A 21,675-nucleotide genomic window follows, 5' to 3' on the forward strand; every position below is an offset into this window, starting at 1 on the left:
CTATGCCAGGAGGAGGAAGGTGTCCCAGCCTGATTCCGGGGCGGCGTTGGTGCCGAGAGTGTGCAGGGCGAGCGCGCTTCCGGCGATGCCCTCCAGCAGTTCCGGGTCGTGCTGCTTGAGGTGGGTGAGCTGGCGGGTGAGCCGATCGGCCAGGCAGGGCAGTTCGGCTGTGAGGTCGTCGGTGGCCGCGTCGGTGGCCATGCGCCAGGCGGCCTGGAGCAGCCCGGCGGTTCCGTGGCAGAGCCCGGTCTCGGTGAGCGCGTCCAGCTGGGTCGGGTTCTGCAGGGTGGTGAGCATGGCAGTTTCGGCGGTCTTCCGGCGGGCGTCGTCGCTCAGGGCCATGCCGGCGAGTTGCTGAGCGCGGGCGGTGCCGGCGATGCCGTAGCACCACGAGGGCCTTGGCCGCAGCGCCGGATCGACCTGGTGGCGCCGGGCCTGGTCGAGGGTGATGAAGCCAGGCCACCACGGGCCGACGGCGTTGTGCTGGAGCCACTGGTCCGTCCAGGCGCAGATCCGTTCCACCGCTTCGCGCGTGCCGGGGGCAGCCGGGCCATCGAGAAGGGTCAGGGCGAGCAGAGCGAGTACGGAGCCGATGCCGTGCGCCATGCCGAAGTTCCCGTGGCCCCCGGGGTAGTCGGGACTGACGTCGCCGTTGGGTGCTACACCGGTCCACCACGCCGGGAGCTCGTGCTCCTGAGCACGAGGTTCGGTCAGGCGTACCAGGTAGGCGAGGACATCGGCGGTGATCGGGTGGTCCGGGTGACGTTTGAGGTGGTAGGCGCCCAGCCCCGCCAGCCCGCGGATCACGTCGAACTCCTTCATCTCCGGGGTCCCGCCGCTTGCGATGCGGGCGTGAGCCTGGTCCAGGCGGCGGCGCGTGACGGTGGTCGTGGCGTCGTCTAGCCTCTTCAAGGCGCGCTGGTACCGGCTGGAGTTCCGTGCCGCAGCATTCATGGCGAATGCCAGGGCCGGAGCCCCCATGTAGAGGCTGGCGTTCGCGGCGGCGGTCAGGTCGCCATGGGCGGCCGAGGCCAGCCAGGTGTGCACGGTGTCCCAGTCGCCCCGGCCGCAGTGGGCGCGTTCGATGTGGAGCAGGGCGATGCCCGCAGCGCCGCCCGCCAGGGACTGCGGCCAGGACCGTCCGCCCGGCGGTGCCGCATCCCAGGCGGTGCGTGGGTCGGACACCTCTGCGGCCAGCGTGTCGGACAGAGCCAGAGCCTGGGGTATCGGCCTCACGATGCTCCCCTCGTCGTACGGGCGGTCCAGCTGAGGGCTGCGGCGCGGGCCAGATGCACACAGCGGCGTTCGGCCTCCATGTCGAGGCCGGCCATGCGGGTGTGGTGCAGGTGCAGCAGCTCCGGCAGCAAGATGGTCGCCGTGTCCCCTCCCGTAGTTCCGAGGGCACTGCGGTAGGCGGTCAGCGTGTCGTGCCGCCTCGTCCACCCGGTGATGACCTGCCCTCCGCCGGGCTGGGCGGCCAGAGCAGTGCGGTCGTAGGGGTTCGCCAGGGTGATCGCCTGGTCGTACAGGGTGCGGTCGGGCGCCGTGCCGGTGGTCCGGGAGCAGTCGATGAGCCACCGCATGGCTTCAGCCGGGTCTCCGATCAAGCCGACGACCAGGTCGAGCATGCTGGCTGCTGTCAGGGCTCGCGGGTCGGGCCCGGTCTTGGCCGCGCTAGCGGCTCGTTGCGCGGCGGCGGTCTCGGAGTCCGCCTCGAAGTACGCCTCGGCGGCCTCCCACGCCTGGGGGCCTCCGAAGCGGGCGGTCTCGGGAAAGTCGGTGTCCCACTGCACCCGGGCCAGGAGCCCGGCCTGGCGCAGTCGCTCGGTCCAGGCGCCGATCCGCGCGGCGGTGTCGGCGGCCTGGCCGTCGAGGACAGTCAGTCGCAGCCGCAGATGATCGTCGGGATCGCGGTAGGGCAGGAACCACCACCGCACCTCGTCGCCCAGCCGGTCGAGCAGGTGAGGCAGATGGTGAGTAAGGATGCTGGTGTGGCGGTCCGGGTGTGCGTAGAGCTTGATGAAGAACCGGCCGTCGCAGCCGGGCGGGCGGCCGTGCGCGTGCCCCGCCACGGGGTCGGTGCGCAGCCAGTGCGGCGCCTTGACTGGGCTGCTGGTGGTGGCGAGGGGGATGACGACTTCGTGGGGGCAGCCGTTGATCCAGCCGGCGTCGGCGGCACTCTCGGCGCGCAGGACCGCCGTGCCGTCGCGCCGCATCTGAGCGTGCAGCAGAGCCCGGTGTGAGGGCTCGGCCAGGTCCAGGCGGAGTCGCTGGTCACCGTCGCCCAGGTAGACGGTGTTCGGCACGGTGGCCAGTTCGCGCCACGCGGACAGGGACCGGTCCCACTGCCGCCAGCCGACCGCGAGGTCGGCGAGGTCGGCGGCGGTGAGCCGCCAGCGGGCCGGGGACAGGATCGTGCGTCCGTGGCGCAGCGCGGGAAGGTACGGCAGTCCGGCGGCTGCTCCCCAGTCGAAGGTGGTGCACGGGACGCTCAGCGCGTGGGTGGCTTCGGTGAGGAACCGCACCAGCGGATGGGTGCGGCGGGTCGGCTCCACCGCGTTCATGGTCACGAACTGAAGCGGCTGGCACCGCGAGATCGATATCAGGTACAGGCGGTGGGCATCCGCCGTGACGGCGATGTCTTCCACGGGCACCAGATCCGTACTGCCGCTTTCGGGGCACTCGCCGAGGCAGACGGCGGCGGGCATCACCAGCGGGGTCCGGGCGACGTTCTCGGTGCTGACGTACAGCGGGGGCGCACATACCTGGACGGTCAGCGCGTTCTCGGTCGCGGTGGGCGCCGCCGCGTACACCGCGGCCATCCTTTTTCGGTCGCAGGTGTCGAGCAGGCTCAGGAATCTGCCGGTCGTCGTTCCTGTAGAACGCGACGCCCCCACAACCGCCAGCGTGAACTCTCCCGCGTCCAGGGCCTGCACGTTGTGGGCCCCGATCCGTACGGTCAGTTCCGTCGTCGGCTGGATGCGTGTCTCCGGGCCGATTTTCTCGGCCAGGTCGGTGACCATGGCATCGTCCAGCACGATCTCGCGTTGGCGGCGCAGGGCCGCGTTCTGCGCGAGCGTCAGCAGCTTGGTGTCCCGCGCGCTCAAGGGAGGGAGCGCAGGGGCGGGTGGGCCGCCGCGGAAGCCGGCCGGGTAGCCCAGACCCGTGTCGCTGTCCACCGCCTCAAGGAGCGGCACGACAGCGCGCGGGCCGTAGCGCTCCAGAAAGCGGCCGTGCCAGGCCACCCAGGCACGGGAGAGCGCGGAGCGGCCCGAGAGGCGGACGAGTACGGTGGCCGCCCGCGCGGCCTCCGCCGCGACCGAGTGGGCAAGCGTCACGTCGGCGTCGAGGCGCAGATCGACCGACAGCGCTGGCCCGGCGACCGGGCTGAGCTCGCACATCACCGCAGTGATGTCGATGCGTGCGGCCTGGGCGGTCGTCGGGTCGGTGGTGGTGTTGTGCCGCACCAGCGCTCGGGTGATCTCATGCAGCTTCACCGTCAGCTCAGCCGCCGCCGCGGTGCCTTCATTGCCCTCATTGCCTTCATTGCCTTCATTGCCTTCATTGCCTTCATTGCCTTCAGCACCAAGGACGGTCAGCACATGGGTGAGCGGGTCCGTGGCCGACATCGGCGGGCGGAGATTCGTGACCAGAAGACGCTGGGCGATCAAGCCGGCCAGGAGCCGACTGACCGTGGGTGCGGGAACATGGGGGAAGTCGGCGCCCAACTTGGCCACGAGATCCCTCGTGCGGATGGGGGCGCGGGCCGCCTCCAGCGCAGCCTTGACGGGCGTCGTGAGACGCACCTGCACCCGCCCCGGGGCGCCACCGTCGCTGCCCGCGGGGCGGTGTTCCAGCACCACGTGACCGTTCCGCTCCACTGCGAGCGGATGAGCCTGGACCGTCAGGCGGGGCTGGAGCACGCGATCGGCCTCCAGACGTTCGATCACCGTCGCCAGCCAGGCCGCATCCGGCCGGGCGACGGCCTGGTGGCCGGTGCCGACGCACACTCCCGACTCACCCCCGATGCGGGCCTGCGCCACTCCGGCGAAGAGACCGAAGGGCGTGGCCCGGCTTGAGGCGCGAAGCACGTAGCGCATGAGAGCGGCCACCGCTTTACGGACGACCGGCTCGGGCGGCTGACGCCCCTCACAGATTTGTTGGACCCGGTGTGCCAGCACCGGGCTGGCCTGTTCCACGGCGGCGGCGAAGCCAGGGACTTGCATGGTCTCCTCCAGCCACGGCCGCCAGGATGCCGGGCCCTCGCTGTCGCCGGTCAAGGTGGGCCAGAACCGGATGCGGCGATCCGGTGACCAGGCCGCCGCACGCAGCAGGGCCGCATCGATGGGCTCGTACACCAGAGGTCCCCTATCGGCGTGTGGTGTCCGACCACAGGCCCGGCCGGACACCACAGATTCGAGAAGCTGGACGGTCTACGGGCAGGTCGTCGAGCAGGCGGACTCGCAGGTCGCTCCGCAGCCGTCATCGGTCATCTGAATGAGCCGGTCGGCCTCGGGGCCCGACTCGACGACGGAGACATCCAGGTCCCAGTCGTCGACGTTCTCATCCGGACCCTTCGCTGCCGCGGGGACCGTAGCCACTGATTCCTCGGACTGTGCGGACACAACAACCTCCATGAGAGTCGGATGGTGCCTTCGGCCCCACCCTTGGCGGTCTGCCAGGGGCGGGGAGCCTATGACCAGGAAACTTCGAGGGCACCGAGCCGCTTTGCCACGATCTGTGCGGACGGTACGGCGCTACCCTCGGGCATCGGCACGTAGCGGATGCGGGCCGCACCTCGCCGCCGGTGATCGGTCGCCCACCTTCGCAGCAGTTCCGCGTACTGTGCGGCGACGAACTCCGCCTCGGGCCCGTGGGCGAATACCCCGCTCTCGAAGCCGCCGGTCTCCTCGTTGGGTCGCTTGGTCCGGTACGCGAAGCTGCCGCCGGCCACCAGAGCCGGGACCCCGCGCAGCACCGATGGCGCAAGTACGCCCTGGTCGACCAGAGCCTTGCTGCCGTGCAGCATCACCATCTGGGGCGTGCTGGTAACCAGGAACAACTCCAGCTCATCGGGCAGATCGAACGAGACGCCGGACCAGACCTCCAGCCGCGGTGCGTGCACAGCGACGGCCAGAGCCTCGGTGTCGAACGCCTGACGCTGGTCGTCGACCTGAAGAGCGACCCCGTCCGCGACCGGGAGGAGCCGCTCGGTGTAGGCGCCGCTGCCCTGCATCGGCACGAAACCGCACAGCCGGTAGCTGGCGCTGACGAGATCCTGGCCGACCTGGTCGAACGCGAACGACCGAGTGATCCCACGCATGCGCAGGGGGACGACGAGCCTGCCCCGCTCGGACGTCTGCTCCCGCCACGCCGGCGGGATGTCCCATGCTCCGGCCGTGACGATGATCCGGTCGAACGGGGCGTGCTCGGGCACGCCCCCGTCGGCGTCCGCCAACACCACTTGGACCCGACCGTAGCCAGCCGCGTCCAGGCAGGCGCGGGCGCGCTTCACGATTTCCCCGTCAATGTCAGCGGTGACCACCGTGCCCGTCTTCCCGACGAGCTCGGCGAGCAGAGCGGCGTTGTAGCCGCCGGAGCCCACTTCGAGCACTCGCATCCCCGGCTCGACCTCGGCCTGCTCCAGCATCACCACCTGGATGTGCGTGGCCGACAGCGAGCTCATCGCGTGGCCCTGCTCGTCGCGCTTGATCACCAGGGCCTTGTTGGCGGCATACGCCGCCTCCAGCCGCTCCCCCGTCGCGAACAGGTGCCGGGGCACCGTCGCGACCGCCGTCGCGACCGCTTCGGACTGGAGCACGCCCATCTCGCGTAGCTCGCTCACCATGGCCGCGCGGAGCGAGGCCGCCGTGTCATCGGTTTCTCGGACCGTAGTCATGACATCACCCTAGGCATCTGCGATCGCATCGCGGCGACGGTTGAAGGAGCCAGATCCCGACTCGTACGGGTCGGCGAGTCCATGGAGGTTGACGCCGCTGTCGTGCGCGTCTGGTGCCGCCCCGTCCCGCCCGGGCCACTGCTCTCCGGGCGGGACGGGACGGTGGTGCAGCCCGCGCCGTAGCACGCGGGCTTCGCCGCCCTCGGGGGTGAGGTGGCATGAGCCGGTCCGCTGCCCTTCTTCGCGGTAACCGAACCGGCGTCCGGGGTGCCCTGTGCCGGCGGGGCGTCGAGGGCGACGGCCGCACTGGCTGAGGGCGGAGTCTGGCTGGCGACGATGACGCCGAGACCCAGCAGGTTGGCCGTGAGCAGGATGATCCCAGCGAACACGCCTTCCCCGTCCGGTCTCGGTCGCTTGGGCAGGCGGTGCCGAGCGCTCACTCCTCCGCCGCCGCTCTGTCAGCCGGCGCGAGCAGCTCGGTCTCGCAGACGAGGGACTGGCGCTCGGTGCCGTTCTCCAGCCGCGCCCACACGAAAGCACGGTCCGCATCCACCCCGGCGTAGCCGCTGCCAAGCTGGACCACAGCGCCTTCGAACTCCTCGGGCTTCTCCCGACCGCGCTGCTCGGACGGCACGTAGGAGATGCCGCGTACGCGGTCACCGATCCGGAAGGGTGCCGTCTCCTGCCCGCTCACGCCGCATCGCCTCCCACCGCAACAGCAGCCGGGGCGCCGACGCGTTCCAAGTCCAAGTAGACCTCGAAGTCCTCAGCGCTCCATCCGGCCGGCAAGCCGCGGGCTGCGCGGAAGGCAATGGCGTCCGCAGCTATCGGGGCCGCGGCCTTCTTGCCCGTCAGGCACGGGTGTGTCGCCGGTTCGATGGAGCTGGAGCTGGAGCGCAAGGACATGACGCCTCCGAGTGGTTAAGCCGCAGCGGGTGGATGGCCTGCCCCGGCAAGGGCGCGGAGCGGGCAGACCTCCTTCGTGACCGCCGGTGCCCAACTTTCTGCATCCGGCGTCATATTCACCGTGGCCGCAGGCATAGTGGGTCCGCAAGTGAAACCGCACCGAAAACGTCTCTGCAAGGAAAGTGGCACATGCCAGGGCAAGCGCATGGCTGTTTCAGCGGGCTCATGCCGTGCCACACTCCGCACATCGCAGCGGCAGCGGACACATACGCCGGGGAGGCAAGCGGGTGCCAGCACGAGCCAGACCGACAGCACGGCGGATCGAACTGGGCTACGAATTGCGTGAGTTGCGCAAGCTCGCCGATCTCACCTTGGAAGAGGCCGTCCACGGACTGTCGATGTCGGACACCAAGCTCTACCGGGTCGAGACCGGACTCCAGGACCTACGCAACGCAGGTGACCTGCGCAAACTCCTCGGCCGCTACGGCGTGACCGAGGAAGAGGACATCGAGCGGCTGCTGGCGATCCAGCGCGCGGCCTCCAGCCGGGAGTGGTGGACCCAGTTCAAGGGCTCGATGCCCTCGGGCATGCCGCGCTTCATCGGCATCGAGTCCGCCGCCGTCGAAATGCAGGCGTTCCACCCCATCGTGATCCTCGGGCTGCTTCAGACCGAGCGGTACGCACGGGCCCTGTACGAGATCGCCAAACAGGTCGAGGACACGACCAACGAGTTCATCGACCAGGGCGTCACCCTGCGGATGAAGCGCAAGGAGTACCTCACCCGCGACGAGGAGCCCGGCAGACTGTGGGCGATCCTGTATGAGCCGGCCCTGCGCTACCTCGTCGGCGGTCCCGACGTGATGCGCGAGCAGTACGACGAAATCACCAGGCTGGCCGCGCTCGACAACGTGACCGTCCAGGTACTCCCGCACACTGTGCGTGGGTACGTCGCGGTAAATGATTTCAGCATCCTTCATCTCGGTGACACGCTGCCGACCACGGTCCAGGTGGACAACGCGTGGGGCGCCTCGTCGGTCTCCGACACCCCACGCGAGGTCGCGAAGTTCGCGCGGAAGTTCAACGCCCTGGTGGCGTCGTCCCTCCCACCAGAGGACACACCGAAGTTCCTGACCCAACTATCGCGAGAGATCACGGAATGACCACACACACCCGCACGCTCACCGCGCCCGACCTGGACGGTGTGGCCACCTGGTTCAAGTCCACCTACAGCAGCGGTTCCGGCAACAACTGCGTAGAGGTCGCCGACCTGACCCACACCGCCCACCGCGCGGTCGCCGTCCGCGACTCGAAGAACGCCAGCGGCTCCGTCCTGCTGATCGGGCCCGAGCCGTTCGCCGCCCTCGTGGACGGCATACGTGACGAGCGAATCACCGACTGAGCGTTACGTCCCAATCGGAGCGGGCGGACGAACCGCTGCACCGTACTCTTCAACCGCCCGCGCCCGCGGGCCCTGGCCTTCGGGCCACCCGAGCCCCGCCGCCTACCCAATGAAGAGTCAAAGAGCTGCGAGTTGAGCACCGCCACGCTCGGCGCTGCTGAGCGGGGCAGAGTCTGCCCAGTTCCTCACCGAATTCTCCCGGTGAGGAACTGGGGCGATCCGAGGCCGGCAGTACCTGACCGATTCCTACTCGGGATGGACCAGTCCAGTCATATAGTCGCCGAATGCGAGTTACCGACGTCTCCATGCCTACTGGCATCGCAGCGCGCCCTCAGGACGACCGCGGCTACCCTGTCCCGGCGATCACCCCGTGGGAGGACGGATCCCCTCAGTTCGCCAATACGAGCATGCGCCGGGTGTTCCTGTGCGTCGAAGAGCGCCGCTGCACAGTCTGCGGTCGGGAGATGAAGCCCGGTCCGGTTTGGCGGGTCGTCGACGGCGACGAAGCCGAGATGATCACCGCCGTACTGGGCGTCGAGAAGGAGTTCCTCAACGCGGCGCCCACCGGCGAGGCCCCGGGGCATCGGACATGCATGATCTACGCTGCGATGGTTTGCCCCTTCTTGAGCAGCCCGGAAGGCCGCCGAGGTGAGGGCTCGGATATGTATGGAGCCAGCCTGCCCAAGGGAGACGCCCGTGGCAGCGGAGGCGCGATCGTGGCCTACAACGACTACTGGTTCAAGCAGACTGCGGTTGGCCCGGGAGTCGTCTATGGCGCACCGATCGAGGTCATCAACTATGACCGGGCTGCGGACCTGCAAGACGAACTCACCGCTGCTCTGACGAACGACGAGACAACGGCTGGGAAGGCGCCTGCCTGGCTCGGCGCCGATGAGCATCTGACGGAGTCTGCCTTTCGTCGAGCCATGCTCTCCCCGGCAGAGCGCCGCGCGCTGGCGGCGCAGAAGCAGGCCGCGCAGGCGAGGAAGCGGCAGCAGAAGCAGGCAAAGGCTTCACGCAGGAAGAATCGCTAGCGAGGACCGCCTCAAGTGCACGTCCGTCAGCAGACGGTGCGCTTAGCAGTCCAGCCGTAGATGTTGATCTCCACGCTGGTTGGGTGTCCTGAGCGTGCTGCCGTTGGTAGTGGGCTGCCCGGGCTCTGGCTTGGTGATGCCGTCGCCACTGCGACCAGCGAAGGCGGTGCGAGGCGGTGTGAAGCGGCTGGGTGACGAGCGAGGTGAACAGGTGCTGGATCTCGTTGCGGGTCATTGGGATCAGACCGTCGGAGGGCTTGTGCCAGCTGTGTTCGAGTGCGGTGATCGCAGCGAGAAAAGCATGCGCGAGTATCGCGAGGGTGACCCAGCGATGCCATGACGTCCAGCGCCGGACCTGGTGTTCGTCCAGTCCGGCCAGGCCCTTGGAGGACTGGAAGGTCTCTTCCACCGTCCACCGCCGTCCAGCCGTTCTCACCAGGGACTGCAGCGGGGTCGGCGTGGTCGAGTAGCAGCGATAGTAAGCGATTTCGCCGGTGCGGCGGTTGCGGCGGACGAGGAGGTGCCGGTGACCGGGCCGGTTGTCGGCAATGCCGGCCAGGGCCCATTCGTAGTGGCGGTGGCCCTTGGCTCCGGTGCCGGCGGACAGCTTCTGCCAGGCCCGTTTCCGGATCTTCTTGGCCAGGGCGTCGGCGCGGATCTTTCCGGCCGGCGTGGTGATGTGATGACGGCAGGAGACAGCGAGGACGTAGTTCTGCCCCCGCTTCTCCAGGGGCGTCCCGCAGGTGGGTGTTGTCGCCGTAGACCTCGTCGCCGGTGGCCCAGGCAGCGGGAGTCCCGGCGTCCAGGGCCCGTTCGATCATCCGGATGGCGAGCTGGGGTTTGGTGGCGAAGGTGAGGGTGCCGGGGATGCCGGCCGCGTGGCAGCGGTCGGGGTCTTCGGTCCAGGACCGGGGCACGTAGAGCTCGAGGTCCATGGCGGTGTGCCCACGCGGGGTGGAGTAGGTGAGGAAGACGGCGACCTGACTGTTCTCGATGCGCCCGGCGGTGCCGGCATACTGGCGCTGCACACCGACCGTGTGCGTGCCCTTCTTCAGGTCACCGGTCTCGTCGACCACCAGGACGACATCGTCGGTGCCAAGGTCGTCGACAACGAAGCCGCGCAGGTCGTCACGGACCGAGTCCGCGTCCCACTTCGCCCGGGCGAGCACGTGCTGCAAGCTGTCCGGGGTCGAGTGGCCGGCGTGCTCGGCGAGCGTCCAGCAGTTCTTGCGGGGCAGACCGGCCAGCAGCCCGAGGACCAGCTCACGGGCATGCCGACGTGGTTCAACCCGGGCGAACCTCCCGGCGATGCGGCCCATCAGGACCTCGAACGTCTCCTGCCAGCGGGCAGGTTCTATGCTCTGCTCCGCGGCCATCAGCTGTTCTTCTGTCTTCACACACCGATGATCACTGGTGGCCGTACGCATGCCTGGACGCCCCAGCCAGCAAGATCGAGGACTACGGCTGGAGTTCCGGCCCGCTGGTTCCCGAGTCGAAGACTGCCGGGCACTGGCAATGCGCGGAGGCCCGCCAAGCTTGCATTCTGATGTCTGCCGGTAGAGATGGAGGCATCAGTGGAAGCAGCCGCACTCCGCAGCGTGGCGCGTGCGCGCATGGGGTCTGGCCTGGCGGTGACGGTCATCCTGCTGCCTTTCGGCGGCTACGGCCTGGCCAGGGCAGGAGTAGTTCCCGAAGGCGCACCGATCGTGATCGGCCTGCTGTCCATGATCGCCAGCGCCGTCCTGCTACCGGCGCTTTGCGAGGAGCGAGCCCCGTTCCGGTACTCATCGTCGCACCTGACTGCGCATACCTTGACCGGCGAACGATCCGTCGCACTCAACCGGATCACCACTGTCCGACTGCTGACGACCTTCTCGTACGGCGGCACGTACCGGACCCTGTTGGTGCGCGACGCCCACAGTGTACGCCTGGGTATCACGACCGAGAGAAGCCGCAGGAAACTGCGCCGAGCGATCGAGAAGGCGGACGCGAACGCCGCGCTAGTAGGACTCCGTTAGGTCTGTCTCGGGGTCCTGTTTGGGGGCATGTTGGGGGTGTGGACGCACATGAAGTGAACCGTGCTCGCGCGATGTTGGCGTTATTCGTGGCTGATGTGTTCTCGTCGGTGCCGCGCAAAGATCAGCGGGCGAAGGGCGACTGCTATCTGCGGGGACTGATGCTGGACGGACGGCGGAAGTCGATCCAGCCGATGGCGGATCGGCTGCCGGATGGCAACGAGCAGAACCTGCAGCAGTTCGTGAACCAGTCGACCTGGGATCCGGTGCCGGTGCGGCGGCGGATCGCGCAGCGCATGGTGCCGCAGATCCGTCCGGATGCGTGGGCGGTCGATGACGTGTCGTTCCCCAAGGACGGGAAGATGTCGGTGGCCGTCGCGCACCAGTACTGCGGGGCGATGGGCAAGCAGGCCAACTGCCAGGTCGCGGTGAGCGTGCACGCGGTCTCCGACACCGCTTCCTGTCCGCTGCAGTGGCGGTTGTTCGTGCCCCAGGAGTGGGCGGACGATGCCGTGCGGCGGCAGAAGACCGGGATGCCGCAGGAGGTCGGGCACCGGGAGAAGTGGCGCCTGGCCCTGGACATCCTGGATGAGCTGGCCGGGTGGGGGCTGGTGCCGCCGGTGGTGGTGGCCGACGCCGGCTACGGGCAGAACGCCGACTTCCGCGACGGCCTGGACAGCCGGGGCATCGGCTATGTCGTCGCCGTCCGCTCCGATGTGACCGTCCACCCGCACGACGCACGGCCCACCGCCCCAGCGTGGTCGGGCAACGGCCGCAGGCCGCAGCCCCGCTACCGCGACAAGCCGTCCCCGGTGGCCGCCCTGGCGGCCGGTCGTGGGCGGCAGGCGTTCACCGAGGTGACCTGGCGGGAAGGCTCCCGCGGGCCGATGCGCTCGCGCTTTGTGGTGCTGCGGGTGCGGCCGGCCGGGATCCGCTCCCGCCGCCTGGCCCAGGCCGCCGCCGCTGCCGGGCACGGCCACTGGGACGGCGTCCTGCCCGAGGCGACGCTGCTGGCCGAATGGCCCGAGGACGCCGAAGCACCCACCGACTACTGGCTCTCCAACCTGCCCGCCGACACCCCCGTCGCCGAACTGGTCCGCCTGGCGAAGATCCGCTGGCGGATCGAGCACGACTGCCGCGAACTCAAGCACGGCCTCGGCCTGGACCACTTCGAAGGACGTTCCTGGACCGGCTGGCACCACCACGTCACCCTGGTCACCGCCGCCCACGCGTTCCTCACCGAACAGCGCCTGGCCCCAAAAGCCGATACAGCGGACTCACCCTCTACCAGATCCTCGACACCATCCAGGACCTGCTGAACTGCTGGACCGGCACCTGCACCACCTGCCACCGTCCCCTGCCCAGAACGCCCGCCACCAGCCAGAACCCAAGAGCCAGAACAACTTAACGGAGTCCTACTAGGTGTCCGCAGACCCCGCGTGAGCCGTGCGGCCCGGGCACATCTGGGGCTTGCCCCAGGGCGAGGGCTTGCCCTCCACACGACTCTCGCCTTTCTGCTTCTGACGGTGTCCGGAAGCCTGTACGTGGTTGCTGTACTCCGACTAGGCGGGCAATAAGGCCTCTGCTTCCGCAGTGAGTGGTGTCCACGGCCACAACTACGACGGCTCGTGATCACAATCTACTGCTGGAGTACGCAGCGCAGCAGTGTCTGAGACCGCGTCATCACGACGGATGGGACCGCGCCATCGCGAGTACGCGTGATCTGCGACGCGTCATGGTCGACCCCCCGGACGCCGCTTGGCGACCGAGGGGCTATGTCGATCTACGGCTCGACTTCTGGCAATACCGGGGGAGTCGCTGCTCCGGGGATACTGTCCGGGGGCCGCGACTGGTGAAAGCGCCCAGTGGTCGGGGAAGGCGTGACGTGCTGATCTTCCACTGTGCCGCGAGGGATTTCCCACCACGCCAAGGCCAGGAGACCGACGGCGCACGCACCCCCGATACCCAGCACGACCGATGTACGTTGCCACGCTCTGGCCAGGCGTAGGCAGAGCCAGCAGACGCACGCGCCAGCGAAGATGAGGATCAGTGGCGTGAGCCCACCGCGCTTGTAAGCGTCCAACAACGCGTGACGGCTCGCAATCAACGGCAGGAGCAGGACATAGAGAACGCTCACCACCACGGTGACGGCGCACGCACCTTCAAGTAAGCGCATCGCTGAGCGAATGCCGCGCATGCTGTTCCCTACCCTCCAACCGGGCACAATGGACCGGCGACTGGCTTCAAGCCGTGCCGACCAGAGCAGGCTAAGGCGCGGGGCGTGTCAACGACCCGGCCACCGTCACCGTCTCGGTCACGTTGCCGTCAGCGTCCGTGGTGAACGTTCGCTCTCCCGCCGGGTCCTGCTGCGCGCTTCTCATCGCAGCAGCAGGCGGTTCGGGGAGTTCCAGTGGCACTGTGAAAAGCGAGCCGTCGCTGTTCCTCTGAGGCTCGCCGTTCTCGTTGGCCACGGGCATGGAGGCGGGATCGTCACTCGTGTCCGCGCTCTTCAACCAGTCCGGGACCACCGGCTCGTCTGCGGCTGCGGCCTTGGTGGCCAGCTCGCTGTAGTCCGGGAGCAGGTGAGAGCCAGACCAGACGCTGGCGTTCAGCCCCACCCACTCACCGCTGTCCACCATGCCCGCGTTGCTCTGGATGCCGTAGTAGCCCTCACCACACAGCGTTTCCGCCGGAGCAGTCCACTGCAGGTTGAACTGGTAGGCTGGCTCGCTGTTGTAGTAGCGATCGTCCGTATAGTCGCAGACGAGCCAACTACCGTCACCGTTGACGTCCACGTACCATTTGAAGACGACGATGCCCACAGCGAGTTCACCGGTGTTGCGGTTCCACGTCAGGACGCAGTCCAGCGGGCTGGGGTCGATGTCTGCCAGCGACTCAGCCGTCCCCTTGAAGTAACCACCGCCCGTGGACCCGTGCGAAGTTTCTGCGCGGTTCAGTAGGCACCTGGAAGAGTCAGCGTTCGACCACACCTGCTCGATCCAGTACACGTAGTGGGCACTCGCTGAGGTGGCCGACACGACAGTGGTGCCGAAGGCCGCCAGTAGGGCCAGCAGGGTCATACGTAGCGATCTTCTGCGGTGGTCGGAAAACAGGCGTCGCACAGAGACTCCTTAACCGCTCGGTTGAGGTGCTTTGACCTCAGAGACGCTAAGTGCGCGAAGAGGCGTCCCACCAGTGCAGCAACAAGTGGAGGGGCTTATTCCGAGCGCCCAAAGATCGAGATGCCATGCGTTTGAAGATCGCTTACTCTGCCTTCCTTCTCATTACTGCATCCACTGGCCTCGCGCCGCAGGCGTGAAATTGGCCTGAACCTGCCAGGGCGACAGAGTCAGGGTCCGTTGCGTGATCGGTTCTGTCTGTAACGTCGGGGGGCGCAGTGGGGTCGGGGCACCCCGGTCCGGGCGAAGGGCGAACGCAGCCCCCTGACGGTCCTCGGCCTCGCCGAATGTACCCGGACAGTACTGATCATGCATCGGACCTGGGACGCGGGCACCGTCGGACCAGCCGCAAGGCCGATACTAAGAGGGGTCGCCCTGGACGCAGGAGGGTTGCAGTTCGGGTTGCATTCACCTCCGTTCGGCGGGGTCTGAACAGACCTACTGGCGGTGCTACTTAGCAGGTCAGGACGACCACGAACCCGCCCGAACCCCCACACGAACAGTTGGAAAGCGTGTTGGGGGCAGCCCCTCACGAGTTCGAATCTCGTATCCTCCGCCATTGCTCTCACCGGGCAATACGTCGAAGAGCCCCGCAACTTGCTGCGGGGCCCTTCGACGTTGGGGACCGACGGTCAGTTCGCCGGGAGGGCTCCGTCGCGAAGGGGGCAAGTGGCTGGACCATCCCGAAGTCGGCCGTCTGGAGGTGGCCTCCGCTCCCCGGACCTGCCCCTGCCACGACGGGCCGTCGACGGTCTGATCATCTGCGTGGCCGAGCCGGGCGCACCCTCGGAGGTCCGCCTCAGGCTGCTCGCCAGTTGGTCGGCACCGCAGTCCTCGCCCACCGCATCGCTCCGCCTGCCCCTCCCCGCTGACCTCACGCGGTAATGAGGCGGCGGGCCGGGCGGAGCGGATCGCGTCCGCTAGCGCTCCGCATAGCGCAGGAACTGCCAGCCCAGTACGGCCAGGGTGAGGGTCTGGGCGAGGGATATCAGGAGGAGGAGCGGGCGGACGGTGGGGGAACACCAGTAGGCGGTCACGCAGATCATCGGCAGTGCCAGGTAGGTGAACAGATCCACCGCGGCCTGCAGTCGTTTGCGGGTGGTGCGTCGCACGTCGTCGCGGTGGTACGTCTCCCAGCCGAAGACGGCGCTGCGGGTGTCGCTGAGCTCGGCCAGCCTCGGTCCCAGCTGGTCGCGGATGTAGCAGCCGACCGCTGAGATCTTCTCGTCGTTGACCAGGTAGGTCCAGCCCAGGACCAGGCAGATCACGGGCACGGCGAGCAGTAGTTGCGCCTGCCCGCTCTGGACGGTGATCGCCAGGACCGCGGTGGACGCGGCGAGCGTGAAGTAGAGCAGGTTGTCACGGAAACCTATCCGGGTCTTCTGCTCCTCCTTGATGCGGTCGTACTCGGCCAGCAGCAGTCTGCCCTCGGTGACGTCTTCGGTGGCGGCCACGGAACCCCCTGAACTCACGTGCCGACTGGGCTGAGGTGTGGACGGGCAGGGCGCCGGTGCTGCGGCTCCCCACCCGCCCTTGAGGACTCGAGGGCGGGTCGGCTCAGTCGGCGCGGAAGGACGGCAGGTTGTTGGGGTCGTTCCGTTCTATCCAGCCCTTTCCGTCCGCCGCGATTCCCTCCAGGAGACGGAAGGTGTGGATGAACCCCGCCGCGTTGAGATTGATCTCGGAGATCTCCTGGGCGTTCTCGTCCGGCGCCAGTTGATGAGTGTCGGCGTCTTTGACGCGGATGTTCTTGGCGGGCCCGTTGGTGAGGACGAGCTCCAGGTCGTAGCCGACATTGGCACGTTCCGTGACCTGTACGGAGGACAGCGCGTCGAACCGGTAGTTGCTTCGCTGCTCGTCCCCGCGCCTGCCGTCGGCGAATTCGTATTCCGTGCTGATTTCCGGGACACCGTCCGGTGTGACCAGGAAGAGACGGAAGCTGTAGCGCGAGTACCGCCAGGGACCGCCCTTCACACGTCCGCGCTTGTAGGGGCGCGCGGGTGTCATCAGGATGGTGTGGGTGATCAGGTCGCGCCAGGTGAGCTGGTAGTGGCGGAGTGCCTCGTCGACGAACAGCGTTTTGTCGCAGGTGAGCCAGGTCTCCATCGCCAGCTCACTGGGACGTGTGTTGTCCAGCAACGTCTTCCATTTGTGGTAGGCGGCCTGCCTGTCGGCCAACCGCGCCTCGTACTCCCGGGTCTCCTCGGCCAGTCGGCGCTCCTCGTTCCGCGCCTCCAGCCAGGAGGAGGCGGCCGCGCGTCCGGACCAGAACGCGCCGGCCACGGCCAGCAAGGACAGCAGCACATGCGCCGCGCCGGCGTCCGACACCCCTGTCCCGAACAGGGCCAGCGTCGTGCAGCCCAGGACGACGAGGGCGGCCACGCACAGTGCCTTCGCCACCGCCGGCGTCTGGTTCTGGCCGCGGTTGTCGAACAGGGTGCCGTTGTTGTGGCGGTCCCGGGCGTCCTCGGCGAGATGGCGGATCAGCCAGTTGACCCGATCCACGTTGATCCGGCTCTCACGGTAGAGAAGCGCGATCTCGGCGGCGAGGCCGCCGCGGATGTGGGCGGTGTGACCGAGCCATTCGTGCGGGGCGAATCCGTGGGGCACGCGGGTACTGAAGTAGAAGTCGAACGAGTGGCGGACGTTCTTGGTGAAACCGTCCCCGGTGCCGGCGGGAGCGCCCGGCTGCGCGGTGCCGGCCTCCCCGTTCCCGGCCTTCAGCCGATGGTCCTGGTACCGCCAGTGGCGGCCGAAGTGCGCCGCGGTCAGGCCCGCGCCGAGCGCCAGCAGCAACTCGACGACGGCCGCGCCGGGATTCGCGAGCAGCGCCGAGATCCAGAGGAAGGAGGCGATGACGGTGAACAGACCGGCTCGGGCGGGCAGGGCGGCCTGGGCCGCCTCGGCGGTGCTCGGCCGGGGCGGCAGGGCCCGTGGCCCGATGGGGTCGGGTTCGAAGTAGGCCCAGACTCGCTGGACCCTGCCGTTCGCGAACCGGGCGGCCTCGGCCCGTTCCCGGTTCTCGGCCCACAGGCTGTCCTTCAGCCCGCCGGTGAGGACGAGGTCGAAGTGGTGGAGGATCGCGTCGCGCTGGTGAGGTGACAGGGCCAGCAGCCGCTCCAGTACGCGCTGTGGCTCACCGTCCGCGGTTCTGAGCATCGCCAGCAGTTCGTAGGCGGCGCGCAGGGCGTCCTTCCACTCTCCCTCGGCGTAGGTGCCCACGAGCCCGGCGGCTTGGTGCAGCCGCTGGAGTTCCTCGGTGCTCAAGTCGTGGTAAGCGCGGGCGCTGAGCATGGCGAGCACCCAGTGGAAGCGGACCTCCGCGTTGTCGTACCCGTGGGCGATCGCGTCGCTGATCATGTCGCGGGCCCGGCTGGGGATGCCGTCCGCCAGGAAGCGGACACCGACCTGGTACTTCTCCTGCGGCGACGCGTCCGGATGGACGAAGTACACGTTGGAGTTGTGCACCGTCTCGGCCTGGATGCCGACATTCGAGTTGTACGCGGCCGAGTTGTACGCGGCCGAGTTGTACGTGCCGCCGGTACCGTCGTTCATGACAACCCGCCCGCCGCGACCACCAGCGGTGCCAGCCTGGCCGTGAGATCGGTGAATGCAGCGATGAGGCCGCGTAACCGTTTGAGTGCCATGGTCGCCCTTTTCGCTGATTCGGGAGTGTTCTCCCGTACCGCCCGGCGGGCGAAATCGAGTTCGGCCAGGGCCTCTCGGCAGGTGTCGTCGTCGAGGGCGCCCTCGGCGTGGCGCGACTTCAGTTGAACGCGGAAGTCGTCCAGTTCCGTGAGTAGATCGGCCGGGCCGGTCGCCTTCGGCGCCGTGTTCATGTGGACGGTGCTCTTCTCGACCGTCCCGGCCATGATGCCGATGGAGCTGTTGTAGGCGGTGTTGCTGACCCGCTTGGCGGTTCTGTCGGCCGCACGGGCCCTTTCTGCCTCGTTCATTGCGATCTGCTCCTGTTCTCCTACCAGTTCCACGGCCAGCCGGACGGCGAATGCCGCCGCGTTCGCTGCGGCCCGTGGTTGCCGGCTGCGGTCCTGCGCGCTGCTTTTCGTGCCGTCCGCCCGGTCGCTGATGCCCCGGATGATGGCCACCGGTGCGCCGCTGAGATGACCGGCCTGCGCCACACCGGCGGCCTCCATCTCGATCGCGAGCGCGTCGTTGTAGTGCTGTCGGATCCACCGCGCCTCGGCGGAGATCTTCGAGTTCTGCACGACCTCGCCGGCCGCGATCGCGCCGAAGCGCACCTGCGGCGCGGGTCCCCGGCCGGGGATGTCGTCGGCCCAGTCGTTCAGCCGGGCCAGATGCGAGCCGAGCTGGCTGATGCCGTGCGCCGCCTCCCAGACCCGGGGGCGGGCCTTGAGCCCGTCGTCCTCGCTGGTCCCGCCGTGGTAGGCGTACACGTGTGTCGCCATCACCACGTCGCCCAGCCGGGCGGTGTCCCACAGGGCACCGGCGACGCCGACGAACAACACGGCCACCGGTGAGAACTCCTGGATCGCGCGCTCCGCGATCACCGCGGCGGAGTGATTCCCCTTGTTCGTCAGACCGAGTGCGACACGGCATGAGGTGCCCTGCACGGTTCCCACCTCGAACCGCGTCCCCCGCTCGTGGAGGTGCAGTTGGGGGGCGGCCAGTTTCCGGCGCACGGCCTGGTACTCGAGGTTGAGGGCGGTGAGGATCACCACCAGGTCTTTCGGCATTCGTTCCCCTTCTCTTCCGTTATATCTCCCGCAATATCTCCCGCTATCGCGACTGTCTTTACTTCCGTTCCATAGCCCGTTTCTTATCCCGCTCCCTCTGTCGTTTCCTCTTCCGTCGGGGAGGGCGTGGGGCGGATCAGTGGCGGGAACAGCACCGTCCGCGGTCCGGCCCGGTACAGCCGTGCGGGCCGTCCTCCCGTACTCCTGCGTCCGGAGCCGGCGGGGACGATGAACCCCTTCACGGCCTGGACTTTCCGGTAGAAATTACGGGTGTCGAGTTCAGTGCCCCAAACCGCCTCGTACACCTGCTGCAACTCGGTTATGGTGAAGAGTTCTCCACAGAACGCCGTGGCCAGCGCGGAGAATTCGAGCTTGGTACGGGCGCGTTCGATTCCGTCCGTCACGATGCGGTGATGGTCGAAGGCCAGTTTCACGTCACCGTTGAGGACGGCGTCCGCGGGAACCCATGAGGCGTCCGTGGCATCGGTGCCCGCGACCGGCGCGGGAAGTCCCGGCGCGATGGCCAGATGGGCCACCGAAACGACCCGGCCCCGCGGATCACGGCTCGCGTCCCCGTAGGTGGCCAGTTGCTCCAAGTGCACCCATCCGGCACCCAGCGCGGTCTCCTCGGCCAGCTCGCGGTGGGCGGCGTCCAGGATCTCCTCACCGGCGTGGTTGAGGAAACCGCCGGGCAGTGCCTGCATGCCCTGGAAGGGATCTTCGCCCCGCTCCACGAGCAGCACGCACAGTCGCCCTTCGCGCAGCGTCAGGATCACCAGGTCGACGGTCAGCAGCACAGGAGGTGGTGACCACACGTCATCTTGCATGCGGCTTACGGTACTTCGGTTACTGTCACTTTAACAAGAAGTAGGACACGGAAGCGGCCGATGCGATAGTGCGGGGCCGCGCCGAGGGACGGCGGCCGGGAGTACGTCGGTGATGCCGTTGTTGCGGGGCGTGATCAGGGACTCGGCGGGGTCGGATGGCCGGCTGGGCTTTCAGTCGGGCTCCCGGCCGGCCTTCCGGCAGGACTTTCGATCACAGTGGGGCGTGGCATCAGGCCTCAGGGCGCGGGCGGACGTCGAGGGCCTCGCCGAGGGTGTCCACCGCCTCGAAGGTCCGGTGGAGTTCGACGATCCGGAGCAGTTTGCGGATGCCCGGGGACGCCCCCGTGAGCGTCAGCCGCCCGCCCCGTTCCTCGACCCGCCGGCGCGCGCGGCACAGCAGCCCCAGGCCGCTGCAGTCCAGGAAGCCGACCAGGCGCAGATCGATCACCACGTCCGGGCCGGGCGACTCGGTGAGCGTGTCCAGCCGGGCGGCGATCCGCAGCACCACCGCGAAGTCGATCTCGCCGAGCAACTGGACGACGGTGCGGCCGGCGGTCTCGTAGATCCGCGACTGCTGAATGACGGAAGCCGGAGCAGGGGGAGGGGCGGGGATGGGGATGGGAATGGGGGTGGGGGCGGGAATGGGGATGGGGGTGGGGGTGGGATCGCAGGAAGCTTGGGGCTTCTGGTGCATCGCGGTCTCCCGGTGACTTGAGGATGGGCCAGATCCACCGGGAGCAAGGGTGGCGGTTGGTTCGACCCTAGGACGGCAGGTGTCGGGAGCGGGGCGGCCTTGTGGGGAGAAATGATTCCCTGGCGATTAATTACCTCCTTCGAGTGTAATTTCCTGAGAATGGTTGCCGAATGAGGTGCATACCTCTTCCAGGTTTGGCCGGTATGGGGGAAGAGCGCCGAAGCGGTGTGTCTGGCCTCCTCCGCGGCGTAGCGTGGAGTGCCATGACGTCGGAACAACGGCTGGCCGACGCTTTTGTGGCCCTGGCCGGCGGCCTTGAGGCCGGTCCCCTGGACGTGTCCAGGACGCTCACGGCCCTGGCCCAGCACGCCCCCGCCCTGCTCGGCGTCCGCGCCGCGGCCGTGGTGTTCGAACTCGACGGCCGGGGCCCGGCGTTCGTGGCGGGCTCGGACCCCGAGGTGTCGCGCCTCGAACGGGACGCCGTGGAGTGGCGCGAGGGACCCGGTCACGAATGCCGCCGCGCCTCCGTTCTCCGCCCGGCGCCGGAGGCCCTCGACGGCGAGGTCTGCCGACGGCGCTGGCCGCGCTACGCCCCACGGGCCACGCGGCTGGGCCACACCTGCGTCCTGGCCCTCCCCCTGCGTACCCGCCCCACGGCGGGCGGCGCCCTCGTCCTGCTGACCGACGCCCCTCATTCCCTCACCCCGGACGCGGCGGTCCTCGGCGCCTCGCTCGCCGACTTCACCGCCGTCACGCTGGAGCGGGCCCGCGAGGCCGACCGCAGCCGGACGCTCACCGGTCAGCTGGAGCAGGCGCTGACCGGCCGCGTCGTCATCGAACAGGCCAAGGGGGTCCTCGGCACTCTCCTGGGACTGTCCCCGGACGACGCCTTCGACGTCCTGCGCAAACACGCCCGTGCGCATCGGCGGTCGGTGCGGGACGTGGCTCGCGAGGTGGTCGAGGGACACGCCGACCCGGAGCTGACCGGCCGGGCCGTCTCCTGACGG

At 68.5% G+C, this 21,675-nt stretch carries 18 protein-coding genes; 6 read left to right on the plus strand and 12 right to left on the minus strand.

Going from position 1 to position 21,675, the window contains the following annotated elements:
• The 5 genes from AB0G32_RS23325 to AB0G32_RS23345 all read right to left on the minus strand — a co-directional run bounded on the left by AB0G32_RS23325 (position 1) and on the right by AB0G32_RS23345 (position 6,593).
• Positions 1–1,236: a lanthionine synthetase C family protein gene (locus AB0G32_RS23325; protein ID WP_361166371.1), complete on the minus strand. Its 1,236-nt coding sequence runs from the start codon at positions 1,234–1,236 to the stop codon at positions 1–3.
• Positions 1,233–4,409 (minus strand): lantibiotic dehydratase, encoded by a 3,177-nt coding sequence (locus AB0G32_RS23330; RefSeq protein WP_361166374.1) that lies wholly within the window; start codon positions 4,407–4,409, stop codon positions 1,233–1,235. The genes AB0G32_RS23325 and AB0G32_RS23330 overlap by 4 nt, the downstream gene beginning before the upstream one ends.
• A gap of 24 nt (positions 4,410–4,433) precedes the next feature.
• On the minus strand, positions 4,434–4,601 hold the full coding sequence (locus AB0G32_RS23335; protein WP_361166377.1) for an FxLD family lanthipeptide: 168 nt from the start codon (positions 4,599–4,601) through the stop codon (positions 4,434–4,436).
• A gap of 92 nt (positions 4,602–4,693) precedes the next feature.
• On the minus strand, positions 4,694–5,899 hold the full coding sequence (fxlM, locus tag AB0G32_RS23340) for a methyltransferase, FxLD system (protein ID WP_361166380.1): 1,206 nt from the start codon (positions 5,897–5,899) through the stop codon (positions 4,694–4,696).
• Between the two features lie 436 nt (positions 5,900–6,335).
• The gene (locus AB0G32_RS23345) at positions 6,336–6,593 is read right to left on the minus strand and encodes a hypothetical protein (RefSeq protein ID WP_361166383.1); all 258 of its coding nucleotides are present in this window, start codon (positions 6,591–6,593) and stop codon (positions 6,336–6,338) included.
• Between the two features lie 499 nt (positions 6,594–7,092).
• Here AB0G32_RS23345 and AB0G32_RS23350 point away from each other — a divergent pair, with 499 nt between their 5' ends.
• The 3 genes from AB0G32_RS23350 (at position 7,093) to AB0G32_RS23360 (ending at position 9,238) form a co-directional block, all read left to right on the plus strand.
• The gene (locus AB0G32_RS23350) at positions 7,093–7,965 is read left to right on the plus strand and encodes a helix-turn-helix transcriptional regulator (protein WP_361166386.1); all 873 of its coding nucleotides are present in this window, start codon (positions 7,093–7,095) and stop codon (positions 7,963–7,965) included.
• Positions 7,962–8,204, plus strand: coding sequence for a DUF397 domain-containing protein (locus tag AB0G32_RS23355; RefSeq protein WP_361166389.1), 243 nt, complete (start codon positions 7,962–7,964; stop codon positions 8,202–8,204). The genes AB0G32_RS23350 and AB0G32_RS23355 overlap by 4 nt, the downstream gene beginning before the upstream one ends.
• Before the next feature lie 305 nt (positions 8,205–8,509).
• Positions 8,510–9,238: a hypothetical protein gene (locus tag AB0G32_RS23360; RefSeq protein WP_361166392.1), complete on the plus strand. Its 729-nt coding sequence runs from the start codon at positions 8,510–8,512 to the stop codon at positions 9,236–9,238.
• A 26-nt stretch (positions 9,239–9,264) separates the two neighbouring features.
• Here AB0G32_RS23360 and AB0G32_RS23365 read toward each other — a convergent pair whose 3' ends face one another.
• Positions 9,265–10,635 (minus strand): IS701 family transposase, encoded by a 1,371-nt coding sequence (locus AB0G32_RS23365; RefSeq protein ID WP_361166395.1) that lies wholly within the window; start codon positions 10,633–10,635, stop codon positions 9,265–9,267.
• Positions 10,636–10,812: 177 nt separating this feature from the next.
• Between AB0G32_RS23365 and AB0G32_RS23370 the strand changes: the two genes are divergently transcribed.
• Both AB0G32_RS23370 and AB0G32_RS23375 read left to right on the plus strand, forming a co-directional pair.
• Positions 10,813–11,256: a hypothetical protein gene (locus tag AB0G32_RS23370; protein ID WP_361166398.1), complete on the plus strand. Its 444-nt coding sequence runs from the start codon at positions 10,813–10,815 to the stop codon at positions 11,254–11,256.
• A 38-nt stretch (positions 11,257–11,294) separates the two neighbouring features.
• The gene (locus AB0G32_RS23375) at positions 11,295–12,572 is read left to right on the plus strand and encodes an IS701 family transposase (RefSeq protein WP_361166401.1); all 1,278 of its coding nucleotides are present in this window, start codon (positions 11,295–11,297) and stop codon (positions 12,570–12,572) included.
• Between the two features lie 948 nt (positions 12,573–13,520).
• Here AB0G32_RS23375 and AB0G32_RS23380 read toward each other — a convergent pair.
• The 6 genes from AB0G32_RS23380 to AB0G32_RS23405 form a co-directional block, all read right to left on the minus strand.
• Positions 13,521–14,333 (minus strand): hypothetical protein, encoded by an 813-nt coding sequence (locus AB0G32_RS23380; RefSeq protein ID WP_361166404.1) that lies wholly within the window; start codon positions 14,331–14,333, stop codon positions 13,521–13,523.
• Between the two features lie 1,019 nt (positions 14,334–15,352).
• Positions 15,353–15,886: a hypothetical protein gene (locus AB0G32_RS23385; RefSeq protein ID WP_361166406.1), complete on the minus strand. Its 534-nt coding sequence runs from the start codon at positions 15,884–15,886 to the stop codon at positions 15,353–15,355.
• A gap of 103 nt (positions 15,887–15,989) precedes the next feature.
• A complete protein-coding gene (locus tag AB0G32_RS23390) occupies positions 15,990–17,987 on the minus strand; it encodes a hypothetical protein (RefSeq protein ID WP_361166408.1) in 1,998 nt (665 codons plus the stop codon).
• Complete coding sequence (locus tag AB0G32_RS23395) at positions 17,984–19,147, minus strand: 5'-methylthioadenosine/S-adenosylhomocysteine nucleosidase (protein ID WP_361166410.1); 1,164 nt, start codon at positions 19,145–19,147, stop codon at positions 17,984–17,986. The genes AB0G32_RS23390 and AB0G32_RS23395 overlap by 4 nt, the downstream gene beginning before the upstream one ends.
• Positions 19,148–19,230: 83 nt before the next feature.
• Complete coding sequence (locus tag AB0G32_RS23400; RefSeq protein WP_361166413.1) at positions 19,231–19,974, minus strand: NUDIX domain-containing protein; 744 nt, start codon at positions 19,972–19,974, stop codon at positions 19,231–19,233.
• Positions 19,975–20,203: 229 nt separating this feature from the next.
• A complete protein-coding gene (locus AB0G32_RS23405; RefSeq protein ID WP_361166416.1) occupies positions 20,204–20,668 on the minus strand; it encodes an STAS domain-containing protein in 465 nt (154 codons plus the stop codon).
• 263 nt (positions 20,669–20,931) lie between these two features.
• On the opposite strand from AB0G32_RS23405, the gene AB0G32_RS23410 reads away from it, so the two are divergent.
• Positions 20,932–21,672, plus strand: coding sequence for an ANTAR domain-containing protein (locus AB0G32_RS23410; protein ID WP_361166419.1), 741 nt, complete (start codon positions 20,932–20,934; stop codon positions 21,670–21,672).
• Positions 21,673–21,675 lie beyond the last annotated feature (3 nt).

The organism is Streptomyces sp. NPDC023723 (assembly GCF_040639815.1).
Taxonomy (GTDB): domain Bacteria; phylum Actinomycetota; class Actinomycetes; order Streptomycetales; family Streptomycetaceae; genus Streptomyces.